Raw genomic sequence first — 18937 nt, 5'->3', positions numbered from 1 at the left:
CGCGGGCTCGGCGGTGAAAGGCCGCCCGTGCAGGCGGCCCGTGTTTCGGCGATATTTCAGCGATACGCGTTGATCGTATCGCGCGTCTTCTGCGCGGCGAGCGCGGCGGCTTCGGCGAAATCCTCGCCCTTGCTCGCGTACAGGATCGCGCGCGACGAGTTGATCATCATCCCGGTGCCGTCGGCGGTGCGGCCCGCGTTGACGGTCGCCTGCACGTCGCCGCCCTGCGCGCCGATGCCGGGGATCAGGAGCGGCATGTCGCCGACGATCCCGCGCACGATCTCGATTTCCTTCGGGAATGTCGCGCCGACCACCAGGCCGAGCTGGCCGTTCTTCGCATTCCACTTGTTCGCCGCGAGGTCGGCCACGACCTGGTACAGCGGCCGGCCGTTGGTGTCGAGAAACTGCAGGTCCGACCCGCCCGGGTTCGACGTGCGGCACAGCACGATCACGCCCTTGCCTTCATGCTCGAAGTACGGCTCCACCGAGTCGTAGCCCATGTACGGGTTCACGGTGACCGCGTCCGCGCGATAGCGCTCGAACGCCTCGCGCGCGTACTGCTCGGCCGTGCTGCCTATGTCGCCGCGCTTCGCGTCGAGGATCACGGGCAGGCCCGGATGCTGGAGGTGAATGTGCGCGATCAGGCGCTCGAGCTGATCTTCCGCGCGATGCGCGGCGAAGTACGCGATCTGCGGCTTGAACGCGCTCGCATACTGCGCGGTCGCGTCGACGATCTGCCGGCAGAATTCGAAGATCGCGTCGGGCTGGCCGTCGAACTGCACGGGAAAGCGCGACGGCTCGGGATCGAGGCCGACGCACAGCAGCGAATTCGTGCGCTGCCACGCGGCGCGCAGCGATTCGATGAAAGTAAGCGGGGAAGACATGGCGGATACTCGCGGCAAACCGTTGGTAGACCGCGTATTTTACCCGCGTCGCCGGCGTCCTTCGCGCGCGGCGGCGTCGATGCGCGCATCGGACCGCTCGACGGTGAACGCGAAACGCCGCGTGAGCCGCTCGCCCGGCGCGAGCAGCGTCATCCCGTGCGCGGCCGCGCCGCCCGGCAGGTTCACCGCATTGATCGGATGATCGACCGGCTCGAAGCAGAAGAAATGCTCGCCGGGCGGCGTATAGAGCACGTACGAATCGGCGTCGGCCGCGATCGTCAGCAACAGCCCGCGGCGCGGCCAGCTTACCGTCGCGTGGCCGCCCCAGCCGGTGAACGCATGATTGACGAGCGTCGTCGGCAACGGATACGCGACGCCGAACTGCCAGGCCGGCGGCACGCTCACGTGCCGCACCGGCAGAAAATTCGTGCCCGACAGCCACAGGCCGCCCGCGGCCGCGGCCAGCTCGGTCGCGTCGTCGCGCACGAGGAACGGATGCAGGCCGAGCCCGAACGGCAGCCGTGCACGCCCTGCGTTCTCGATCGTCAGCGCGATCGACAGCGTCGTGTCGTCGAGCGCGAACGACTGGATCGCGCGAAACGCGTACGGCGCGCCGCTCGCGCGATCGAGCGACAGCTGCAGCGTCGTGTCGGTCGCATCGTCCACCTGCCACGACGCAAGCCAGCCGTCGCCGTGAATCGGCAGCGGCTCGTCGCGGCGGTTGCGCGGCACCGCGACGCTGCGTCCGTCGCATTCGAAGCGGCCGTTGCCGATCCGGTTCGAGTACGGCAGCAGCGGATAGCACGCGAGCGCATTCGGATCCGTCGCCGTTTCCGGGTGCTCGCACCGCCGGAACACCGGCACCAGCGCGCCGTGGTCGCCACGCCAGTCGAAGCGCGCGATGCCGCCGCCGAGGTGCGGCAGCACGTCGAGCCGCAGCGCCGCGTTCGACAGCGTGACGGCCGCCGCATGCGCGGCGCCGACGCCCTGCGCGAACGCGGCGGTCTGCGGGCCGGCGCTGACCGGCTGCGCGGCGGCAGCCAGGCGCGCGCGGCGCGACTGGCTCGTGGACGACGACGATGCGCGCGAGGACGTGGCGGTCATGGTGAGCTCCTTTCCTTCGTCGATGAAGCGATACGGGTCGTCGCGCGGTGCCGCGCGAACACGAACGTCGGCAATCAGGCCCAGCCACCGTCGACCACCACGTCCTGCGCGGTGATCATCCGGCTGTCGTCGGCCGCGAGAAACAGCGCCATGCGCGCGAGATCGTCCGGCAGCAGCTCGGCGTCGATGCACTGGCCGGCCTTGATCGCTGCGCGGCCCGCGTCGTCGAGCCACAGCCTGCGCTGCTTGTCGGTCATCACCCAGCCGGGCACCAGCGAATTCACGCGGATCCCGAACGGGCCGAGATCGCGCGCGAGCCCGCGCGTGAGGCCCTGCACGGCCGCCTTCGCCATCACGTAGACGGGGTAGCCGCCGTTCTTCAGCATCCAGCTGATCGAGCCGAGATTGATGATCGCGCCGCCGCCGCGCTGCTTCATGTCGTCGATCACCGCCTGCGCCGCGAAGAACTGGTGGCGCAGGTTCACCGCGATGCCCGCGTCGAACGATTCGGGCGTCACGTCGCCGATCGCGTGGCGCGCGTCGTTCGCCGCGTTGTTCACGAGCACCGCGATCGCGCCGATGCGCGCGCGGATCGCGTCGATCGCATGGCGCAGCGCGTCGATGTCGGTCAGATCGCACGGGATGAACAGCGGCGCGTGGCGCACGTCCGGCGCCTGCGCGAGGTTTTCCGCAAGCGCCTGGCCCGCGTGCGCGTCGAGATCGACGAACGCCACGCGCGCGCCCTGCCGCGCGAAGTGCTCGACGAACGCCGCGCCGATTCCGGTCGCGCCGCCCGTGATCAGCACCGCGCGATCCTCCAGGCTCGGGTAGCGCGCATAGCGCGCGTCGCTCGTGGCGCGCGGGTTCTGCGCGGAAGTTTCGTTGGTCATGCGAATCGTCTCCGTGGAATCGGTCAGTCGCGTACGCCGCGGTTCTTCAGCTGGTCGAGCAGCACGGCCGCGAGCAGGATCGCGCCGCGCACCAGGTACTGGTAGAACGCGTCGATGTTCAGCAGGTTCATCACGTTCTCGACGGTGCCCATGATCAGCACGCCGATCACGACGCCCGAGATCGTCGCGCGGCCGCCCATCAGCGACACGCCGCCGAGCACGCATGCGGAGATCACGTTCAGCTCGAAGCCCTGCGCCGCGTTCGGCTGGCCCGACGTGATGCGCGATGCGAGGATCACGCCGGCGAGCGCCGTCACCGCGCCCTGGATCAGGAAGATGTACACGCGCGTGCGTTCGACGTTGATCCCCGCGAGGCGCGACGCCTCGGGATTGCCGCCGATCGCGAGCGTGTTGCGGCCGTACACGGTCTGGTTCAGCAGCACGCCGAACACGATGAAGCACATGAGCGTGACCCAGATCGGCAGCGAGACGCCGAAGAGCGACAGCCCGCCGAGCGCGATGAACGTATCCGACGACACGCCGACCGCCTGCCCTTTCGACACGATGAAGCCGAGCCCGCGCACGATTTCCATCGTCGCGAGCGTCGTGATCAGCGCGTTGATGCGCAGGTACGCGATCACCGCGCCGTTCACGAAGCCGATCGCCGCGCCGGCCGCGACCGCCGCGACGATCGCGACGAACGTGTTGTCGGTCGCATTCAGCACCATCGCGCACAGCACACCCGAGAACGCGACGGTCGAGCCGATCGACAGGTCGAAGTCGCGCGAGGCCAGACAGAACATCATCGTGCACGCGACCATCCCGATCTGCGAGATCGACAGCGCGAGGCCGAGCATGTTGTCGATCGAGAAGAAGTGATCGACCGTCAGCGACATCGTCACGAACATCACCGCGAAGATCGCGATCAGGCTGTATTCGGTGAGGTGCTGCCACCACTTCTGGCGGTCGCTCTGCTGGGGGACCAGCGCGTCGGCCGACGGCTTCACGGCTGCGCTGGCGAGGTTTTCCCTGACTTGCATGGTTGTATCTCCTGCTCCTGCATCGCGCGGCCCGCGCCGCGCTTGATCGATTCGAATGTCGTGCGTCGCCCGCGGCGACCTCACACTGCGTCAGCCGCCTCGACGACGCTCGTCTGCGGCAGCGCGAGGCTCAGCACCGCATGCTCGTTCGCCTGCTCGCGCGGCAGCTCGCCCGCGATGCGGCCTTCGCGCATCACGACGATGCGGTCGGACACGCCGAGCACTTCCGGCAGTTCCGACGACACCATCACGATCGCGCAGCCGCGCTCCGCGAGCCGGTAGATCACGTCGTAGATCTCGTGCTTCGCGCCGACGTCGATGCCGCGCGTCGGTTCGTCGAGGATCACGACCTTCAGGTCGGGCTCCGCGAGCCAGCGCGACAGGATCGCTTTCTGCTGGTTGCCGCCCGACAGGAAGCGGATCTTCTGCCGCCGGTTCGGCGTCTTGATCTTCAGCCGCTGGATGAAGCGGTCGGCCGTTTCGCTTTCGGTCTTGCGGTCGATGAACAGGCCCGCGCGCAGCGAATGACGGCGGCAACTGATGTTGATGTTCTCCGCGACCGACGCCATCGCGATGATCCCTTCCTCCTTGCGGTCTTCCGGGCACAGCACGATGCCGTGACGGATCGCGTCGCCGGTGCGCTTCACGTCGATGCGCTTGCCGTCGAGCGTCAGCGCGCCGGCGCGCCGGCGGTCCGCGCCGTACACGAGCCGCATCAGTTCGCTGCGCCCCGCGCCGACCAGCCCGAAGAAGCCGACGATCTCGCCCGCGCGCACCGAGAAGCTCGCGGGTTCGCGCAACGCGGGGCCGTCGACGCCTTCGGCCGCAAACCGCACGTCGCCGAGCGCACGCGGCGCGTAGTGATAAATGTCCGCGATCTCGCGCCCGACCATCTCGGCGACCAGCCGCTCGCGCGGCACGTCGGCGAGCGATTCGTGCGACGCGATCTTGCGCCCGTCGCGAAAGATCGTGCACGCATCGCACAGCCGGTAGATCTCGTCCATCCGGTGCGAGATGTAGATCAGCGCGCGGCCCTGCGCGCGCAGATCGTCGACGAGCTTGAACAGCACCTCGGTCTCGCGATGCGACAGCGAGCTCGTCGGTTCGTCGAGCGCGATCACGCGCGCGTTGCGCATCAGCGCCTTGCAGATCTCGACCATCTGCCGCTGCGCGATCGACAGCCGCCCGAGTTTCGCGTCGGGATCGAGATCGACGCCCATCGCGGCGAGCCGCTCGCGCACATGGCGCTTCGCCTCGCCCTTCCTCACCCAGCCGAGCGCATTCGGCAGGCGGCCGAGCAGCAGGTTCTCCGCGACCGTCAGGTCGGGCACGTACTGCAGCTCCTGGTGAATCACCGCAATGCCGGCCGCGATCGACGCGGCCGCACTCGAAAAATGCACGGGCTGGCCGTCGACCAGCACGCTGCCCGCATCGGGCTGGTATTCGCCGCCGAGAATCTTCAGCAGCGTCGACTTGCCCGCGCCGTTCTCGCCCATCAGGCCATGCACCTCGCCCGCGTGCACGTCGAACGAGATGCCGTCGAGTGCGCGCACGCCGGGAAATACCTTGCCGATATTGTCAAAACGCAGTGCCGCTGACACGTCGTCTCCCTGCTTCCAGTTCCATCGATCGCCGGCCGCCGCATCGCCGCGGCAGCCGGCGGGCCGCTTACTTCGATGCGAGCCCCATCTCCTCGCGCACCTTCGACACGTTGTCGCGCGTCGCGAGCATGCCCGTCGTCAGCGTCAGCGCCGGCGGTGCCTTGCCCTGCGTGATCCACGCGTACATCAGGTCCGACGTTTCCTCGCCGTGGCGCTTCGGGCTGATGATCACGGTGCCGTAGAAGCCCGTCGGCTGCGGCTTCTTGAACTCGTTCAGCGCCGAATCGGAACCGCCGATGCCGATGCCGATCATGTTGTCCGCCTTGAAGCCGCGTCCTTCCGCCGCGCGCACCGCGCCGAGCACAGCCTCGTCGTTCAGGCCGTACGCGACCCAGTGCTTGAACTGCGGATTCTTGGTGAGCGCGATGTTCGCCGCGTTGAACGCGTTCTCGGTGTCGGTCTTCGCCTGCGGCGCCGCGATCACGTTCGCCTTCGGGAAGCCGGCCGCCACCAGCGCGTCGGTCGCGCCGCTCGTGCGGTCGTGCGCGGTCGGCAGCTGCTCGTAGGTGATGTCGATCGCGCCGACGTCCTTCATGTCCCAGCCGCGCTTCTTGATCTCGGCCGCGATGCCGTCGCCGACCTGCTTGCCGATGTTGTACGCGGAGATCCCCATGTGCGGCACCGCATCGATCGGCTTGCCCGCGCCGTCGACGAGGCGGTCGTCGACCGTCATCATCTTCAGGTTGTGCGACTTCGCCTTCGCGACGATGCCCGGCCCGAGCTTCACGTCGGGCGTGCAGATGATGAAGCCCTGCGCCTTCTGCGCGGACAGGTTGTCGATCGCGCTCATCACCTTCTCGCCCGACGGCGCGCCGATCTTCACGAGCGTGAAGCCCTTGTTCTTCGCTGCGATCTCGGCGAACTTCCACTCGTCCTGGAACCACGGCTCTTCCGGCTGCTTCACCAGGAAGCCGATCTTGACCGGGTCGGCCGCATGCGCGACCGGGCTGCCGATCACCACTGCCGCCGCGGCGGCCAGCGTTACGAAGGTTCTGCGTTTCATCTCCAGTGTCTCCTTGTCTTCATCGAACGGAATGCAGCCGCTTGTTGGTTTCGACGCAGCGTGCGCGCGGCCGTCGCACGTGCGGTCTGTCGAATCGTTGTGTCAGTCGTGGTACAGCGCCGCGCGCCCGCCGTCGACGGTGATGCACGCGGCATTGATGAACGGTGCCTCGTCGGACGCGAGGAACACGGCCGTCATCGCAACTTCCTCCGGCTTGCCGATCCGCTTCATCGGCTGCAGCGCGAGCGTCTCGGCGCGCGCCGCGGCCGGGTCGGCCTGCGCGTCCCACCAGTCGCGCGTGAGCTGCGTCTCGATGTAGCCGGGCGCGATCGCGTTCACGCGCACGTTGCGCGCCGCGTATTCGATGCCGAGCGCACGCGTGAGGCCCAGCACGCCGTGTTTCGCGACCGGGTACGGAAAGCAGCCCGGGATGATCCGGAACGCATGCGTCGACGCGATGTTCACGATGCTGCCGCGACCGCGTTCGACCATTCCCGGCAGCGCCGCGCGGCAGCCGTGCCACACGCCGTCGAGGTCGACCGCGAAGCAGCGGCGCCAGTCTTCGTCCGTCATCGTCAGCGGATCGGCGAACACGTTGATGCCCGCGTTGTTCACCAGTACGTCGAGCGGGCCGAATGCGGCCTCGGTCTGCGCGAGCGCGTCGCGCACCGAATCCTGCCGCGCGACGTCCGCATGCAGCGGCAGCACGCGCGCGCCGTCGATGTCGTCGGCGATCGCCGCGGCCGTGCGCTGCGCTTGCGGGAAGTCGAGGTCGACGAGCGCGACGGCCGCGCCCTCGCGCGCGAACGCCCGCGCGATCGCAGCGCCGATTCCGCGGCCCGCGCCCGTCACCATCGCGACCTTGCCCGCGAGACGTCCCATCATGCGGCTCCGCCGCGCGCCGCGCGCAGGCCGGCCTGGAACGCGCGCGCGTTCGCCGCGGTCTCGTCCGCAGACTGGCCGGGCCGGTACAGCGCCGAACCGAGCCCGAAGCCGTTGGCGCCGGCCGCGAGGAACGGCTGCATGTTGTCCGGGGAAATTCCGCCGACCGGAATCAGCGGCACCGCGCGGGCGATCACCGCGCGCCACGCCTTCACGACGGGCACGCCGAGCTGCTCGGCCGGGAACATCTTCAGCACGTCGGCGCCGTTCGCGAGCGCGGCGAACGCCTCGGTCGGCGTCGCGACGCCCGGTGCGCTCGCGAGCCCGCGCTCGCGTGCACGGTGGATCACGGCCGCGTCGCTGTGCGGCATCACGATCAGCGTGCCGCCCGCGTCCTGCACGCGGTCGACATGCTCGGCGCGCAGCACGGTGCCGGCGCCGACGATCATGTCGTCGGGCAGCGCGCGGCGCAGCGCGGCGATGCTGCCGAACGGATCCGGCGAGTTGAGCGGCACCTCGACGATCCGGAAGCCCGCTTCGTGCAGCGCCAGGCCGTGGTCGGCCGCTTCGGCGGGCGTGATGCCGCGCATGATCGCGATCAGCGGGCACGCGTCGAACGCGCGCATCAGCGCGGCGTGCGGCGTGTACGGTGCGGGCAGCGTAAGGTCGGACGACATCGATGGTTCCTCTTCAATCGGTTCACTGGTCGGCGCAGACGGGCTCGCCATCCGCGCGCACGAGCCCGGCGCGCGACGCGATCCACCACAAGCCGCGCTCTGTCGCCTGCGCGACGACGCGCGCATGCGTGCAGCCGAACACGCTCAACGCGTCGACGTAGCGCGCGCACAATCCGTCGTCGCCGATCAGCAGCAGCGGCTGGTTCGCGAGCGCGACACCGCGTTCCGCGAGCATCGCGTCGAGCGCGTTCAGCTCATGGCCGATCAGCAGGCCGGACAGGTAATCGCCCTGCGCATCGGGCGCGAGCCGGTCGGTCAGGCCGAGCGTGCGCGTGCTGAAGATCGTCGCGAGCAGCCCCGCGCGCTGCGCGCCGCGTGCCACCGCGACACCGCGCGCGAATGCCGCGCGGTCGGGCGATTCGCTCGCGCGCATCGTGCGGCCGAGGATCGTGTGATCGCGCAGCGCCGCGAACAACTCGCCGGTCATGAAAGTCTGGAAGCGCTCGATGAGCCCGTCCTTCACCCATGCCCATTTCGCATGCGTGCCCGGCAATCCGATCAGTACGCCTGAACGATCTGCATCAAGCATGGGATCGTTCGCGAGTGCGCCGAATATCTGCGTTTCTTCGCCGCGCATCACGTCGGGCAAGTCGCCCGTCGCGATCACGCCCGGCACGATCGACACCGTCGTGCCGCGCGACGTCGTCACCGTGACGAGCCCCGCGACGAGCGCGTCGGCGCCGGCCGGCACCTGGACGTACGGCGCCTCGCGCCAGCCCTGCGCGCTGCCGACCATCCCCGCTGCCAGCACCGGCACGCCCGGCGCGCGGTCGAGCCAGTCGCCGCACGCTTCCTCGAACACGACGTCGAACGCACGCACGCCGCCGGCCGGCACGTGCATCACGCCCGCGGCACGGCTGCGCGTGTCGAGCAGCGCACCGTGCGCGTCGAACAGATACGCGCGCAGCGACGTCGTGCCCCAGTCGAGCGCGATCAACGACGGTGCGGCGCAGGAGGCGTCCGGAGCGGTCCGGGTCGAATTGGTCATCGTTTGATCCTGCGGGTACCCTGCGGCGGGCTCCAGCCCAGTTCCGCGGAAATGGCTCGCGCTTCGCGCTGCACGAGCGGAATCAGTTCGTCCATCCGGTCGTGCGGCATGTACGGAATCGTGCTCGCGACCGATACGGCCGCGACGATCGCGCCCGACGCGTCACGGATCGGCGCGGCCACGCAGCGAATCGACGCCTCGTTTTCCTCGAGGTCGAACGTGTAGCCGCCGGCCGCGTAATGCGCCATGCGCTGCAGGAACGCGCTCGTCTCGGGCCGGTTGTCCGGCTTGAAGTTGACGCCGGCCAGCGCGCGCCGCGCGGCTTCGAACAGCGAGCGCCACAGGTCCGGATCGAGGTCGAGCATCATCGCCTTGCCGATGCCGGTCGACGCGAGCGGCATCCGGTGGCCGACTCGCGAGCGCATCTCGAGGCCGCGCGTGCCGGGGATCTTGTCGATATACAGCACGTCGTCGCCGTCGCGCACGCCGAGGTGGATCGTGTCGAGCGTCGCTTCGGCGAGCGCCTCGAGGTGCGGCCGCGCGACCGCCGTGAGCGGCATCTGCTCGAGCGCGATCGTGCCGAGCTCGATCAGCTTGGGGCCGAGCAGGTAGCCGCCCTGCACCTGGCGCAGGTAGCGCGCCTGCACGAGGCTGCTGACGAGACGGTGCGTCGTGCTGCGCGTCGTGCCGAGCGCGGCGCCGATCGCGCGCATGTCGCGCGCGCCGTTCGCGATCGCTTCGAGGATCGCGAGACCGCGCAACAGCGTCTGCGTGCCGGCCTGCTGCGCTGCGAGGTCGAGCGGCGTGCTGGTCGCGCCGATGGTGTCGGTGAGCGGCGCAGCGTCCGGCGTCGCGCGCCGGGTGTCGAGAGCAAGGGATTCTGGCATCTTGATCATGGGACAGGCTTCTTCAACGGAATCGGTGAAGCCGCCGTCGCGACGCCGGAACGAGGTCGGGCGTCGCGGCAACGCGGCGGTCGATGCACCGAGGAAAGCGCCCGGCGAACTTCATGGAATGTGTCTCCGTGTGCGTCGGGCGCCGCGCGATGCGTGGGTCCGAAGCTGTCGATGTGCTTCGGATTGTAGGAGCGCACGCACTCGTCTCCAATATTTGAATGCGTTGTCCAGATAATGAGATAAACCGGCAAAGTGCTGCGGTGGCCGTCGCGAAACGGCCGCGCCATGCGCACGGGGGCGGAACCCGACACGTCGCGGGTTCCGCCCCCGTATTGGTCATGCGCGCCGCGCTTACTGCTGGCTCGTGCTGCGCGCCTGCATGTAGCGCTGCACGTCGGAGAACGACACGCGACCGCTACCGCTCGCGTCGATCTGCCGGAAGTGATTCGCGACATAGCCGAGGCCGGCCGCGCGCGCCTGCGCTTCGGTGATCGAGCCGGTGTTCTGCGTATCGGCCGCGCCGAACTGCCGCGCGAGCTTGCGCACCACCTGCGCGTGCAGCGCGGCGCCCGTCGTCTGCGTGCCGGCGGTCGGCTTGCGCGCGGCCGGCGGCACGTATGGATCGCCGAGCTGCGCCTGGCGCGCGCGCGCCGGGGTGGCGGCGTCGCTCGCCTGCGCGAACGCGGACACCGATGCGGATGCTGCAACGCCGGCGCACGCGAGCGCGGCGGCAACGACGATGAAACGTTTCTTCATGTCAGGCTCCAGTCTGGAATGAGGTCGTCGACGGCCGGCGAACGGCGCCGCCACGGGCGCGCGTCGCCAGGCCCGCACATCGCATCAGTGCGCGGCCGCGTTGTAGAAAGTCACGAGGTCGGCTTTCTCCTGCGGACGCGACGTATCGTCGAGATAGACCATGTGTCCACCCTGATAGTCCTTGATCGTCAGGTTCGGTTGCGCGCCGAGCCGCGCGAGGTCAAGCTCGGTCTGGTAGAACGGCGTCGCGATGTCGTGATACCCGTTCAGCGACAGCACCTTCAGCGACGGATTCAGCGTCAGCGCAGCCGCAAGATCGGGAATCGTGTCGGGCATCGCGAGGCCGTCGTGCGTCCAGTCCCAGGTCTGGATCGCATTGCTGCTGAGCGAATACGCCGACTGCGCGCTGTACTTCAGCACGTTCGGCAGGTAGCTGCCGATCGTGTCGGTGAACGGCTTCGTGATGAACGTGCTCGACGGGTCACCGTCCGCCGCGAGCGGGCTCGACGACGGCACGTTTACGCGCGCGTCGTAGCGGCCGATCAGCGTGCCCGGGATCAGCGACACCTGGAAGCTGTTGTCGAAGAAGGTCGGGACGACGTTGAAGTCCGCGTTCCACAGCGACTGCTTCACGCCGGTCGAATTCACCATCGTCGTGACGAGCGTCGGCGGGGGCGGCGTGTGGCTCGCGAGGTACGCGTTCACGGCGGGCACGTAACCGCCGGCCGTCAGCTGGCGCATCTGGTCCGCGTATTGCGGCAGGCTCGACGGGTTCGGGTTGTCGAGCTGGTAGTACGCGCCGACGGTGCCGTAGGACGGCACGAAGCCCGCGCAACTCACGGGGCTCGCCCCGTTGTTCGAGTTGCCGACATAGTCGCTCGCCATGTCGCAGTTCGCGTTGTAGTTCAGGATCGACGACTGCAGCACGATACCGTCGAGCTTCACGCCGGCCGTCTCGAGCAGGTTCGCGAGCACGTCGGTGCGCGGCGTGCCGTACGACTCGCCGAACAGGTATTTCGGCGAAGTGTCGCGCTGGTTCACGGCGATGTAGCGCGTCACGAAGTCGCGGAACGCGCCGCCGTCCTGGTCGACGCCCCAGAACGTCTGGTTCGTGTTCGGCGCGATCGCCTCCGAGAAGCCGGTGCCGATCGCATCGACGAACACGAGGTCGGTCGTATCAAGCAGGCTTTCCGCGTTGTCGACGAACGGGAACGTCGACGCGTTTGCGTTCGGGTCGCCCGTCTGGATCCGCTTCGGACCGAACGAGCCGAGATGGAGCCACACCGATGCGGAGCCGGGGCCGCCGTTGTACAGGAACGTGACGGGCCGTTTCGCCGCGGGCTGGTTGTCGGCGGTGTACGCGACGTAGAAGAACGATGCTTCGGGCGCGCCCGTCTGCGGATTGCGCGCGACGAGGTGGCCGGCGGTGGCCGTGTAGCGAATCGTCTTGCCGTTCAGCGTGATCTGGTGATGGGTGACGGCGGCCTTTTCGACCGCGGCGGACGCGTCGAGCGACGCGGTCGCGCTCGACGAATAACTGTTGGGATCGTTGTACGGCTTGTCCACCTGAGCGGCGGGATCGGCTGAATTGTCGGTACCTGCTGCGGAGGACGACGACACGTCGTCGTTGCAGGCCGTCAGAATCAGCGAAGAGAACACAACTCCCAACAACAGCTTCGCTTTGCTCGCTGGCATCGTTGCTTTCCTTCTCTCGAATGTTTTTTGTGTCGAGCAGCCGGGTAAGCCGCCCCCCGCCTCGATTGCGGCCGATAAGCCGAGGCGCTGGCCAATATACGTGAGCGGGTCGGCTTTGAAAAATTTGGAAATATTCGAGCACCGCTCGGTGCGGTGCACACCTTTCAGGAATGCTTCGATTAACGAACCATTGTTTTTCGGCAGCCTTTCAACTGCTTTCGCGTTTACCCGGAAACACTAAAACCGCGTGGATTTCGTGCCATATCGGCAAACAAAATCCCGCGCGGGCTGGCATTGCTCAGTAAAGCGAAATAGACGAATTCGTCTAATGGATATGTCCCGAAATGCGGGCGACATGAATGCGCTGCAGCGCACCAATGGCGCGCCGGCGACGGAACGGACAATGTGACGGCGCGGGCGCGCCGCTCACTGCGATTGCGGAAGTTCGGCCGCGCCCATCCGGCGGGCGATTACGGCCGCGCGCTGCGCCTGATAGGCCGAGCCGCGGTGCGCGTCGAACCAGCGCGGCTTCGGCAGCATCACCGCGAGGCGCGCCGACTGCCACGCGCCGAGCCGGCTCGCGGGAATCCTGTAGTAATAGCGGGCGGCGGCCTCGGCACCGTACACGCCGCGGCCCCATTCGACGGAATTCAGGTAGATCTCGAAGATTCGCTCCTTGTCGAGCACCGTCTCGAGCATCCACGTGATGATCAGCTCCTGCCCCTTGCGGATGTAGCTCTTCTCGCGCGACAGGAACAGATTGCGCGCGAGTTGCTGCGTGATCGTCGAACCGCCCGCGACGATCCGGCCGCGCGCCTTGTTCTTCTCCCACGCCTGCAGGATCGCGTCGACGTCATAGCCGTTGTTGGTCGCGAAGGTCGAATCCTCCGACGCGATCAGCGCGCGCTTCAGGTTGCGCGAGATCTGGTCGTACGGCACCCACTGGTGCTGGATCCGCGCGGGCGGATTGTCGCGCGACAGCCACCACGCGTCGGTCCGCATGAACGCGGTGGAACCCGGATTGATGAACGACCAAAGCGCGATCTGCACGAGATAGAACAGCTGCGTCGCGAGCCACGCGCCCGCGAACACCGAACCCGCATAGACGATCCAGCGGGTCGGGCTGATCGTCCGCGTGCGCTGCGTGCCGCTTACCGCCACCACCTGCCGCGCTCCGGTCAGGCCGCCGCGAGCGCCTGGCGCAGCGCGGCCAGCACCGGTGCGCCGTCCGGCCGCACGCCGCGCCAGATGAAGAACGATTCGGCCGCCTGCTCGACCAGCATCCCGAGCCCGTCGGCCGTGCGTGCGCCGAGCGACGCCGCATGCTGCATGAACACGGTCGGCTGCGCGCCGTACATCATGTCGTACGCGAGCGTGCCCGCGCCGAACGCCGCCGCGTCGCACTCCGGCAGCGCCGCGTCGAGGCTGCCGGCCGTCGCGTTGACGATCACGTCGTACGGTTCCGCACGCACGGTGTCCGGGCCGCCGCCCGACAGCACGCAGCCCGCATCGTGCGCGGCCTGCGTGAACTGACCGACGAGCGCCTCGGCCTTGCTCGCGGTGCGGTTCACGATCGTGATCGACAGCGGCGCGCGCTCGAGCATCGGCAACACGACGCCACGCGCCGCACCGCCCGCGCCGAGCAGCAGGATGCGCGCGCCCGCGAGCGACACGCCGAGATTCGATTCGATGTCGCGCACGAGGCCGACGCCGTCCGTGTTGTCGCCGTAGATGCGGCCGTCGGCTTCGATGCGCAGCGTGTTCACCGCGCCCGCCGCCGCCGCGCGCGGCGACAGCGTATCGGCGAGCGCATGCGCGTCGAGCTTGAACGGCACCGTCACGTTCGCGCCGCGGCCACCTTCGGCGATGAACGCGCGCACGGCGGCCTCGAAGCCGTCGACCGGCGCGAGCCGGTGCTCGTAGACGATCGCCTCGCCCGTCTGCGCGGCGAACTGCGAGTGAATGAACGGCGACTTGCTGTGCGCCACCGGATTGCCGAACACCACGTAGCGGTCGGCGCCGCTCGTCGAGGCGGCTGCGTTCATGATGCGCGTCCCTCTTCGCTCTCTTCACTTTCCTGGCCGTTGCCGCTCGCGGCCTCGCCGCCTTCGACCGCCGCGCCGTCCGCTTCGGCCAGTGCCTCGGCCTCGGCTTCCGCCGACGCGTCTTCCGCATCGACCAGCGTGTCGTCGCCGCCTTCGGTCTCGTCTTCGTCGTCGGCCGCGTCACCACTCGTCACGGTCGGCGCGTCGAGCACGTTCAGAAGCCGCACCGACGCCTCGATCGTCAGCTCGTCGAGCGACATCACGTCGAGCAGCACGCGCGTGCCGCGCGCATGCACGCCGAGCCCCGGCACGTGCAGCAGCAGCGGGATTTCCTCGAGGCGCACCAGGTCGCCCTTCACGACGCTCGCGACGACCTGCTTCTTCTGCTCCTGCGCGAGCCAGCGCAGGCACCAGAAGTACTCCATCCGGCGCTGGTAGTCGGCGTAGGCGGTATAGGTGTCGTCGAAGCCCTGCACGACCGCGTACAGGTCGGCGTCCTTCGGCTTGAACGGTGCGGCGAGCTTCGCGGTGACGCCGTGCTGCACGCACGCGAGCAGTTGCCACTGGTTCACGAGGTCGACGTAGCGGCGCAGCGGCGACGTGCTCCACGCGTACTGCGCGACGCCGAGGCCTTCGTGCGGCGCGGCCGTCGTCTGCATCCGCGTGCGCTTCGGGCCCGGCGCGCCGAAACCGCGCTGCGAGCGATAGATGCCGGGCACCGTGTGATCGTGCAGGAACGCGCCCCACGTCGAGTTCGCGAGGATCGCAAGCTCCGACACGATCAGGTCGAGCGGCGACCCGCGGCGACGCGGCGTGATCGTCACGTGCTCGCCTTCGACGTAGAAGTTGTAGTCGGTGTTGCGCTGCACTTCGCGCTTCAGGCCGTAGCCCGCGCGCGCGACCTGGCGCTTCTCGAACAGCGCCTGCGCGAGCGGCCACAGCACGGCGATGTCGTCCTTGTGCGGGTAGTCGCCGGTGCCGGCCGCGAGCGTCTCTTCATTGACGAGCTCGTCGAGCGTGTTGTGGCGCAGGTTGTTCTTCACGAACACGAGTTCGGCACGCGTCTCGTTCGCGACGATCTCCTGCGTCTCGCGGTTGACGATGATGTACAGCGACAGCGCCGGGCGGTAATCGCCTTCCTTCAGCGTGAACACGTCGACGACGTCGTCCGGCAGCATCGTGATCTTGTCGCCCGGCATGTAGACGGTCGACAGGCGCGCGCGCGCGATCGCGTCGACCGCGTCGCCGCGCACGATGCCGAGCGCCGGCGCCGCGATGTGCACGCCGATCCGCACGCGACCGTCGGACAGGTGTTCGACCGAGAACGCGTCGTCGATTTCGGTCGTCGTGATGTCGTCGATCGAGAACGCCTCGACGTCCGCGCGCGGCAGGTCGTCCGGCAGCGGGCCGACCGTGACGGCGGGAAAGCCCGTGCCGTGCGGGAAGAATTCCGCGAGGAAGCGCGCCTCGTGCAGCGCGCGCGGCGACGCGATGCCGCCGCAGTCGAGCATCAGCCGCGCCGGCGACACGCCGCGCGCCCCGGCCGCCGCTTCCATCGCCTTGTATTCGATCGCGTTCTTGTCCGGCCGCGTCAGCAGCCCGAGCACCTTGCCCGCGAACGCTTCCGGCAGCTTGCCGGCCTTCAGTTCCTCTTCATACTGCGCCTGGACGAGCGCCTGCTGGCGCTTGCGCTCGAGCGACGCGAGCGCCATCTTGAGCTGCTCCTCCGGCGCCCGCTGATACTGGCCGCGCCCCTTGCGGCGGAAGTAGACGGGCGAGCCGTGCAGCCGCAGCACAAGCGCCGCGCGCTCGACCGGGCCGTAGGTCGCGCCGAAATATTCCGAGGCCAGCGCCGTATATGCGAATTCCTCGGCCGGCGCGCATTCCCACAGGAAATCCAGGTCGATCTGTTGCGCGGCCGTATCGGCTTCCTGCATCAGCTCGCTCGCGGCCGGCTTCTCGAATTCGATCAGCACGTCCTTTGCACGGACCTTCGCACGCCGCCCGCCGGGCAACTCGACCTGAAATGCGTCGCCCTGGCGCGACAGCACGCTGCCCGCCTTGAAACTGCCCGATTCCTCGAAGAAAACGTTCACTCAGTACTCTCGTTCAGACTGCCGGGCGCCGCATCGGCGGCGCCGCATGATGATGGGAATTCGATCGGCATGACGCCGGGTTCATGACGTTCTTTCGTCGCAAAAGGCGAGAACGTCGTCGACATAGTCGGCAAATTCGCTGATTCCATGATCGCTGCCTTCGATCACGCGCGTTTTCGCGCCCGGGTAATGGGCGAGCATCTCGCGGTAGTCCAGCACTTCGTCGCCCGTCGCCGCGAACAGATAGTAGCGTTCGGGCCGCGAAATCGCCGGCACGCGCAACGCATCGAGCTCGTGCAGGTGATGGCGTTCGACGACGATCGACCCGCCGCCGTGCCACAGCGGCTGTTCGCCCAGATACTGCTCGAGATCGCGTTGCGGCACGATCGCCGGATTCAGCACCACCGCCTTCCAGCCGTGCTTTTCGGCGAGCCAGGTTGCGTAGTAGCCGCCGAGCGAGCTGCCGATCACCGTCACGTCGCGCGCACCGGCCACCTCGGCTTCCGCGACGGCGATCGCCTCGAGCGGCGACACCGACAGCGACGGGCAGCGCCACTCGTGCGTGCGGCCGAGTTCGGCCATGCGCGCGGCAAGGAGCCGCGACTTCTGCGACTCCGGCGACGACCGGAATCCGTGCAGGTACAGGATCACGCGCGGCTCCCGAGCGCGTCGAGCAGCTTCTGGTGCACGCCGCCGAAGCCGCCATTGCTCATCACGAGCACGTGGTCGCCCGGGCGCGCGGCCTCGACGACCGACTTCACCAGCAGGTGGAGATCGTCGAACGCGCGGGCCTTGTCGCCGAGCGGCGCGAGCGCGTCGCCGAGGTTCCAGCCGAGCGCGTCGCGCCCGGTCGGGGCGCCGTAGCCGAACACCAGGTCGGCGTCGGCGAGGCTTGCCGGCAGTTGCGCCTTCATCACGCCGAGCTTCATCGTGTTCGAACGCGGCTCGAGCACGGCGAGAATGCGGGAATTTTGACGGCCGATGCGCGCACGAAGACCGGCGATCGTCGTTTCGATCGCGGTCGGATGGTGCGCGAAGTCGTCGTAGACGGTCACGCCGTCCACGCTGCCGCGCACTTCCATGCGCCGCTTCACGTTGCGGAACGATGCGAGCGATTCGGCAGCCTGCGCGGGCGGCACGCCGACGTGGCGCGCGGCGGCGATCGCCGCGAGCGCGTTCATCCGGTTGTGGTCGCCCTGTACCTGCCACGCGACTTCACCGACGCGCTCGGCCTGCGAATACACCGCGAAACGCTCGTCGACCGGCACGCCGTCCTCGGCAGGCAGAGCCTGCCAGCCGCCGTCGACGCCGAAGCGCTCGACCTCGCTCCAGCAGCCGCGCGCGAGCACGCGCTCCAGCGCGTCCGAGCGGCCGTTGGTCACGATCCGGCCGACGCCCGGCACGGTGCGCACAAGGTGATGGAATTGCGTTTCGATCGCGGCGAGATCCGGGAAGATGTCGGCGTGATCGAACTCGAGATTGTTGAGCACCGCGGTGCGCGGCCGGTAGTGGACGAACTTCGAGCGCTTGTCGAAGAACGCCGTGTCGTATTCGTCGGCCTCGATCACGAAGAAACTCGAATCGGTCAGCCGCGCCGACACGCCGAAGTTCAGCGGCACGCCGCCGATCAGGAAGCCCGGGTTCAGGCCGGCATCTTCCAGCAGCCACGCGAGCATCGACGACGTGGTCGTCTTGCCGTGCGTGCCCGCGACCGCCAGCACCCATTTGCCGGCCAGCACGTGCTCGCCGAGCCATTGCGGGCCGGATACATACGGCAGGCCGCGATCGAGGATCGCCTCCATCAGCGGGTTGCCGCGCGTGACGACGTTGCCGATCACGAACAGGTCGGGCTTCAGGTCGATCTGCTCGGCGCCGTAGCCCTCGATCAGCGTGATGCCCTGCGCCTCGAGCTGCGTGCTCATCGGCGGATAGACGCCCGCGTCGCAACCCGTCACCGTGTGGCCCGCCTCGCGCGCGAGCACGGCGAGACCGCCCATGAAGGTGCCGCAGATGCCAAGAATATGGATGTGCATAGATGAATGCTTTCGCGCCGCCGGGCGCCGTCGATTCGGAAAGGAAGGTCTGCGGCACGCCGGACAGGCCGCCCGGCCAACGACTTTCGCCGCGACACAAAGACCGTCATTGTAACTGACGGCCCGCCCTGCCCGGCGGCCCGAACGATGGATCCGAACGCCGCGCGGCGCGGCGGACGGCACCCGGCCGCACCGCGTTCGACCGTGGCGGCGATCGAGTATGATTG

The 18937-nt window shown here is 68.5% G+C and carries 17 protein-coding genes; all 17 read right to left on the bottom strand.

The window, feature by feature from the left end; all coding sequences use genetic code 11:
* Positions 1 to 56 precede the first annotated feature (56 nt).
* The gene (gene pyrF / locus HWX25_RS25050; RefSeq protein ID WP_059535255.1) at positions 57 to 884 is read right to left on the bottom strand and encodes an orotidine-5'-phosphate decarboxylase; all 828 of its coding nucleotides are present in this window, start codon (positions 882 to 884) and stop codon (positions 57 to 59) included.
* Positions 885 to 923: 39 nt separating this feature from the next.
* Positions 924 to 1988: an aldose 1-epimerase gene (locus HWX25_RS25045; protein WP_175911100.1), complete on the bottom strand. Its 1065-nt coding sequence runs from the start codon at positions 1986 to 1988 to the stop codon at positions 924 to 926.
* Between the two features lie 74 nt (positions 1989 to 2062).
* Positions 2063 to 2878, bottom strand: coding sequence for an SDR family oxidoreductase (locus HWX25_RS25040; RefSeq protein WP_175911098.1), 816 nt, complete (start codon positions 2876 to 2878; stop codon positions 2063 to 2065).
* A 23-nt stretch (positions 2879 to 2901) separates the two neighbouring features.
* Positions 2902 to 3918 (bottom strand): L-arabinose ABC transporter permease AraH, encoded by a 1017-nt coding sequence (araH, locus tag HWX25_RS25035; RefSeq protein ID WP_059465359.1) that lies wholly within the window; start codon positions 3916 to 3918, stop codon positions 2902 to 2904.
* An 80-nt stretch (positions 3919 to 3998) separates the two neighbouring features.
* Positions 3999 to 5519 (bottom strand): L-arabinose ABC transporter ATP-binding protein AraG, encoded by a 1521-nt coding sequence (araG, locus tag HWX25_RS25030; protein WP_175911096.1) that lies wholly within the window; start codon positions 5517 to 5519, stop codon positions 3999 to 4001.
* 67 nt (positions 5520 to 5586) lie between these two features.
* Complete coding sequence (locus HWX25_RS25025; protein WP_059535248.1) at positions 5587 to 6582, bottom strand: arabinose ABC transporter substrate-binding protein; 996 nt, start codon at positions 6580 to 6582, stop codon at positions 5587 to 5589.
* Between the two features lie 102 nt (positions 6583 to 6684).
* On the bottom strand, positions 6685 to 7464 hold the full coding sequence (locus tag HWX25_RS25020) for an SDR family oxidoreductase (protein WP_175911121.1): 780 nt from the start codon (positions 7462 to 7464) through the stop codon (positions 6685 to 6687).
* A complete protein-coding gene (locus tag HWX25_RS25015; protein WP_175911094.1) occupies positions 7464 to 8141 on the bottom strand; it encodes a 2-dehydro-3-deoxy-6-phosphogalactonate aldolase in 678 nt (225 codons plus the stop codon). Before HWX25_RS25015 ends, HWX25_RS25020 begins: the two co-directional genes overlap by 1 nt.
* Before the next feature lie 22 nt (positions 8142 to 8163).
* Entirely contained in the window at positions 8164 to 9189 is a 1026-nt protein-coding gene (locus HWX25_RS25010; protein WP_175911092.1) for a 2-dehydro-3-deoxygalactonokinase, read from the bottom strand.
* A complete protein-coding gene (locus HWX25_RS25005) occupies positions 9186 to 10085 on the bottom strand; it encodes an IclR family transcriptional regulator (protein ID WP_175911090.1) in 900 nt (299 codons plus the stop codon). The genes HWX25_RS25010 and HWX25_RS25005 overlap by 4 nt, the downstream gene beginning before the upstream one ends.
* 351 nt (positions 10086 to 10436) lie before the next feature.
* The gene (locus HWX25_RS25000) at positions 10437 to 10841 is read right to left on the bottom strand and encodes an EF-hand domain-containing protein (protein ID WP_175911088.1); all 405 of its coding nucleotides are present in this window, start codon (positions 10839 to 10841) and stop codon (positions 10437 to 10439) included.
* A gap of 84 nt (positions 10842 to 10925) precedes the next feature.
* On the bottom strand, positions 10926 to 12536 hold the full coding sequence (locus HWX25_RS24995; RefSeq protein ID WP_175911086.1) for a peptidase S10: 1611 nt from the start codon (positions 12534 to 12536) through the stop codon (positions 10926 to 10928).
* A 426-nt stretch (positions 12537 to 12962) separates the two neighbouring features.
* Positions 12963 to 13700: a monofunctional biosynthetic peptidoglycan transglycosylase gene (mtgA, locus tag HWX25_RS24990; RefSeq protein ID WP_059681846.1), complete on the bottom strand. Its 738-nt coding sequence runs from the start codon at positions 13698 to 13700 to the stop codon at positions 12963 to 12965.
* A 14-nt stretch (positions 13701 to 13714) separates the two neighbouring features.
* Positions 13715 to 14581 (bottom strand): shikimate dehydrogenase, encoded by an 867-nt coding sequence (aroE, locus tag HWX25_RS24985; RefSeq protein WP_175911084.1) that lies wholly within the window; start codon positions 14579 to 14581, stop codon positions 13715 to 13717.
* Positions 14578 to 16677, bottom strand: a complete 2100-nt coding sequence (locus HWX25_RS24980) for an RNB domain-containing ribonuclease (protein ID WP_059820712.1) — start codon at positions 16675 to 16677, stop codon at positions 14578 to 14580. The genes aroE and HWX25_RS24980 overlap by 4 nt, the downstream gene beginning before the upstream one ends.
* 81 nt (positions 16678 to 16758) lie before the next feature.
* Positions 16759 to 17328 carry a YqiA/YcfP family alpha/beta fold hydrolase gene (locus HWX25_RS24975; protein ID WP_059700721.1) on the bottom strand — a complete coding sequence of 190 codons (570 nt, stop codon included), beginning with the start codon at positions 17326 to 17328 and terminating at the stop codon, positions 16759 to 16761.
* Positions 17325 to 18710 (bottom strand): UDP-N-acetylmuramate:L-alanyl-gamma-D-glutamyl-meso-diaminopimelate ligase, encoded by a 1386-nt coding sequence (gene mpl, locus HWX25_RS24970; protein ID WP_059689100.1) that lies wholly within the window; start codon positions 18708 to 18710, stop codon positions 17325 to 17327. The genes HWX25_RS24975 and mpl overlap by 4 nt, the downstream gene beginning before the upstream one ends.
* Positions 18711 to 18937: the final 227 nt, after the last annotated feature.

The organism is Burkholderia sp. BCC1640 (assembly GCF_902833125.1).
GTDB classification, from domain to species: domain Bacteria; phylum Pseudomonadota; class Gammaproteobacteria; order Burkholderiales; family Burkholderiaceae; genus Burkholderia; species Burkholderia diffusa.
Note: the sequence above shows the minus strand (reverse complement) of the source record. Positions and strands in the feature narration are given on the sequence as shown.

What these genes read in the sequence shown, in the direction of transcription:
- pyrF (WP_059535255.1), bottom strand. Translation starts at nt 884, where the DNA reads ATGTCTTCCCCGCTTACTTTCATCGAATCGCTGCGCGCCGCGTGGCAG.
- HWX25_RS25045 (WP_175911100.1), bottom strand. Translation starts at nt 1,988, where the DNA reads ATGACCGCCACGTCCTCGCGCGCATCGTCGTCGTCCACGAGCCAGTCG.
- HWX25_RS25040 (WP_175911098.1), bottom strand. Translation starts at nt 2,878, where the DNA reads ATGACCAACGAAACTTCCGCGCAGAACCCGCGCGCCACGAGCGACGCG.
- araH (WP_059465359.1), bottom strand. Translation starts at nt 3,918, where the DNA reads ATGCAAGTCAGGGAAAACCTCGCCAGCGCAGCCGTGAAGCCGTCGGCC.
- HWX25_RS25025 (WP_059535248.1), bottom strand. Translation starts at nt 6,582, where the DNA reads ATGAAACGCAGAACCTTCGTAACGCTGGCCGCCGCGGCGGCAGTGGTG.
- HWX25_RS25020 (WP_175911121.1), bottom strand. Translation starts at nt 7,464, where the DNA reads ATGGGACGTCTCGCGGGCAAGGTCGCGATGGTGACGGGCGCGGGCCGC.
- HWX25_RS25015 (WP_175911094.1), bottom strand. Translation starts at nt 8,141, where the DNA reads ATGTCGTCCGACCTTACGCTGCCCGCACCGTACACGCCGCACGCCGCG.
- HWX25_RS25010 (WP_175911092.1), bottom strand. Translation starts at nt 9,189, where the DNA reads ATGACCAATTCGACCCGGACCGCTCCGGACGCCTCCTGCGCCGCACCG.
- HWX25_RS25005 (WP_175911090.1), bottom strand. Translation starts at nt 10,085, where the DNA reads ATGATCAAGATGCCAGAATCCCTTGCTCTCGACACCCGGCGCGCGACG.
- HWX25_RS25000 (WP_175911088.1), bottom strand. Translation starts at nt 10,841, where the DNA reads ATGAAGAAACGTTTCATCGTCGTTGCCGCCGCGCTCGCGTGCGCCGGC.
- HWX25_RS24995 (WP_175911086.1), bottom strand. Translation starts at nt 12,536, where the DNA reads ATGCCAGCGAGCAAAGCGAAGCTGTTGTTGGGAGTTGTGTTCTCTTCG.
- aroE (WP_175911084.1), bottom strand. Translation starts at nt 14,581, where the DNA reads ATGAACGCAGCCGCCTCGACGAGCGGCGCCGACCGCTACGTGGTGTTC.
- mpl (WP_059689100.1), bottom strand. Translation starts at nt 18,710, where the DNA reads ATGCACATCCATATTCTTGGCATCTGCGGCACCTTCATGGGCGGTCTC.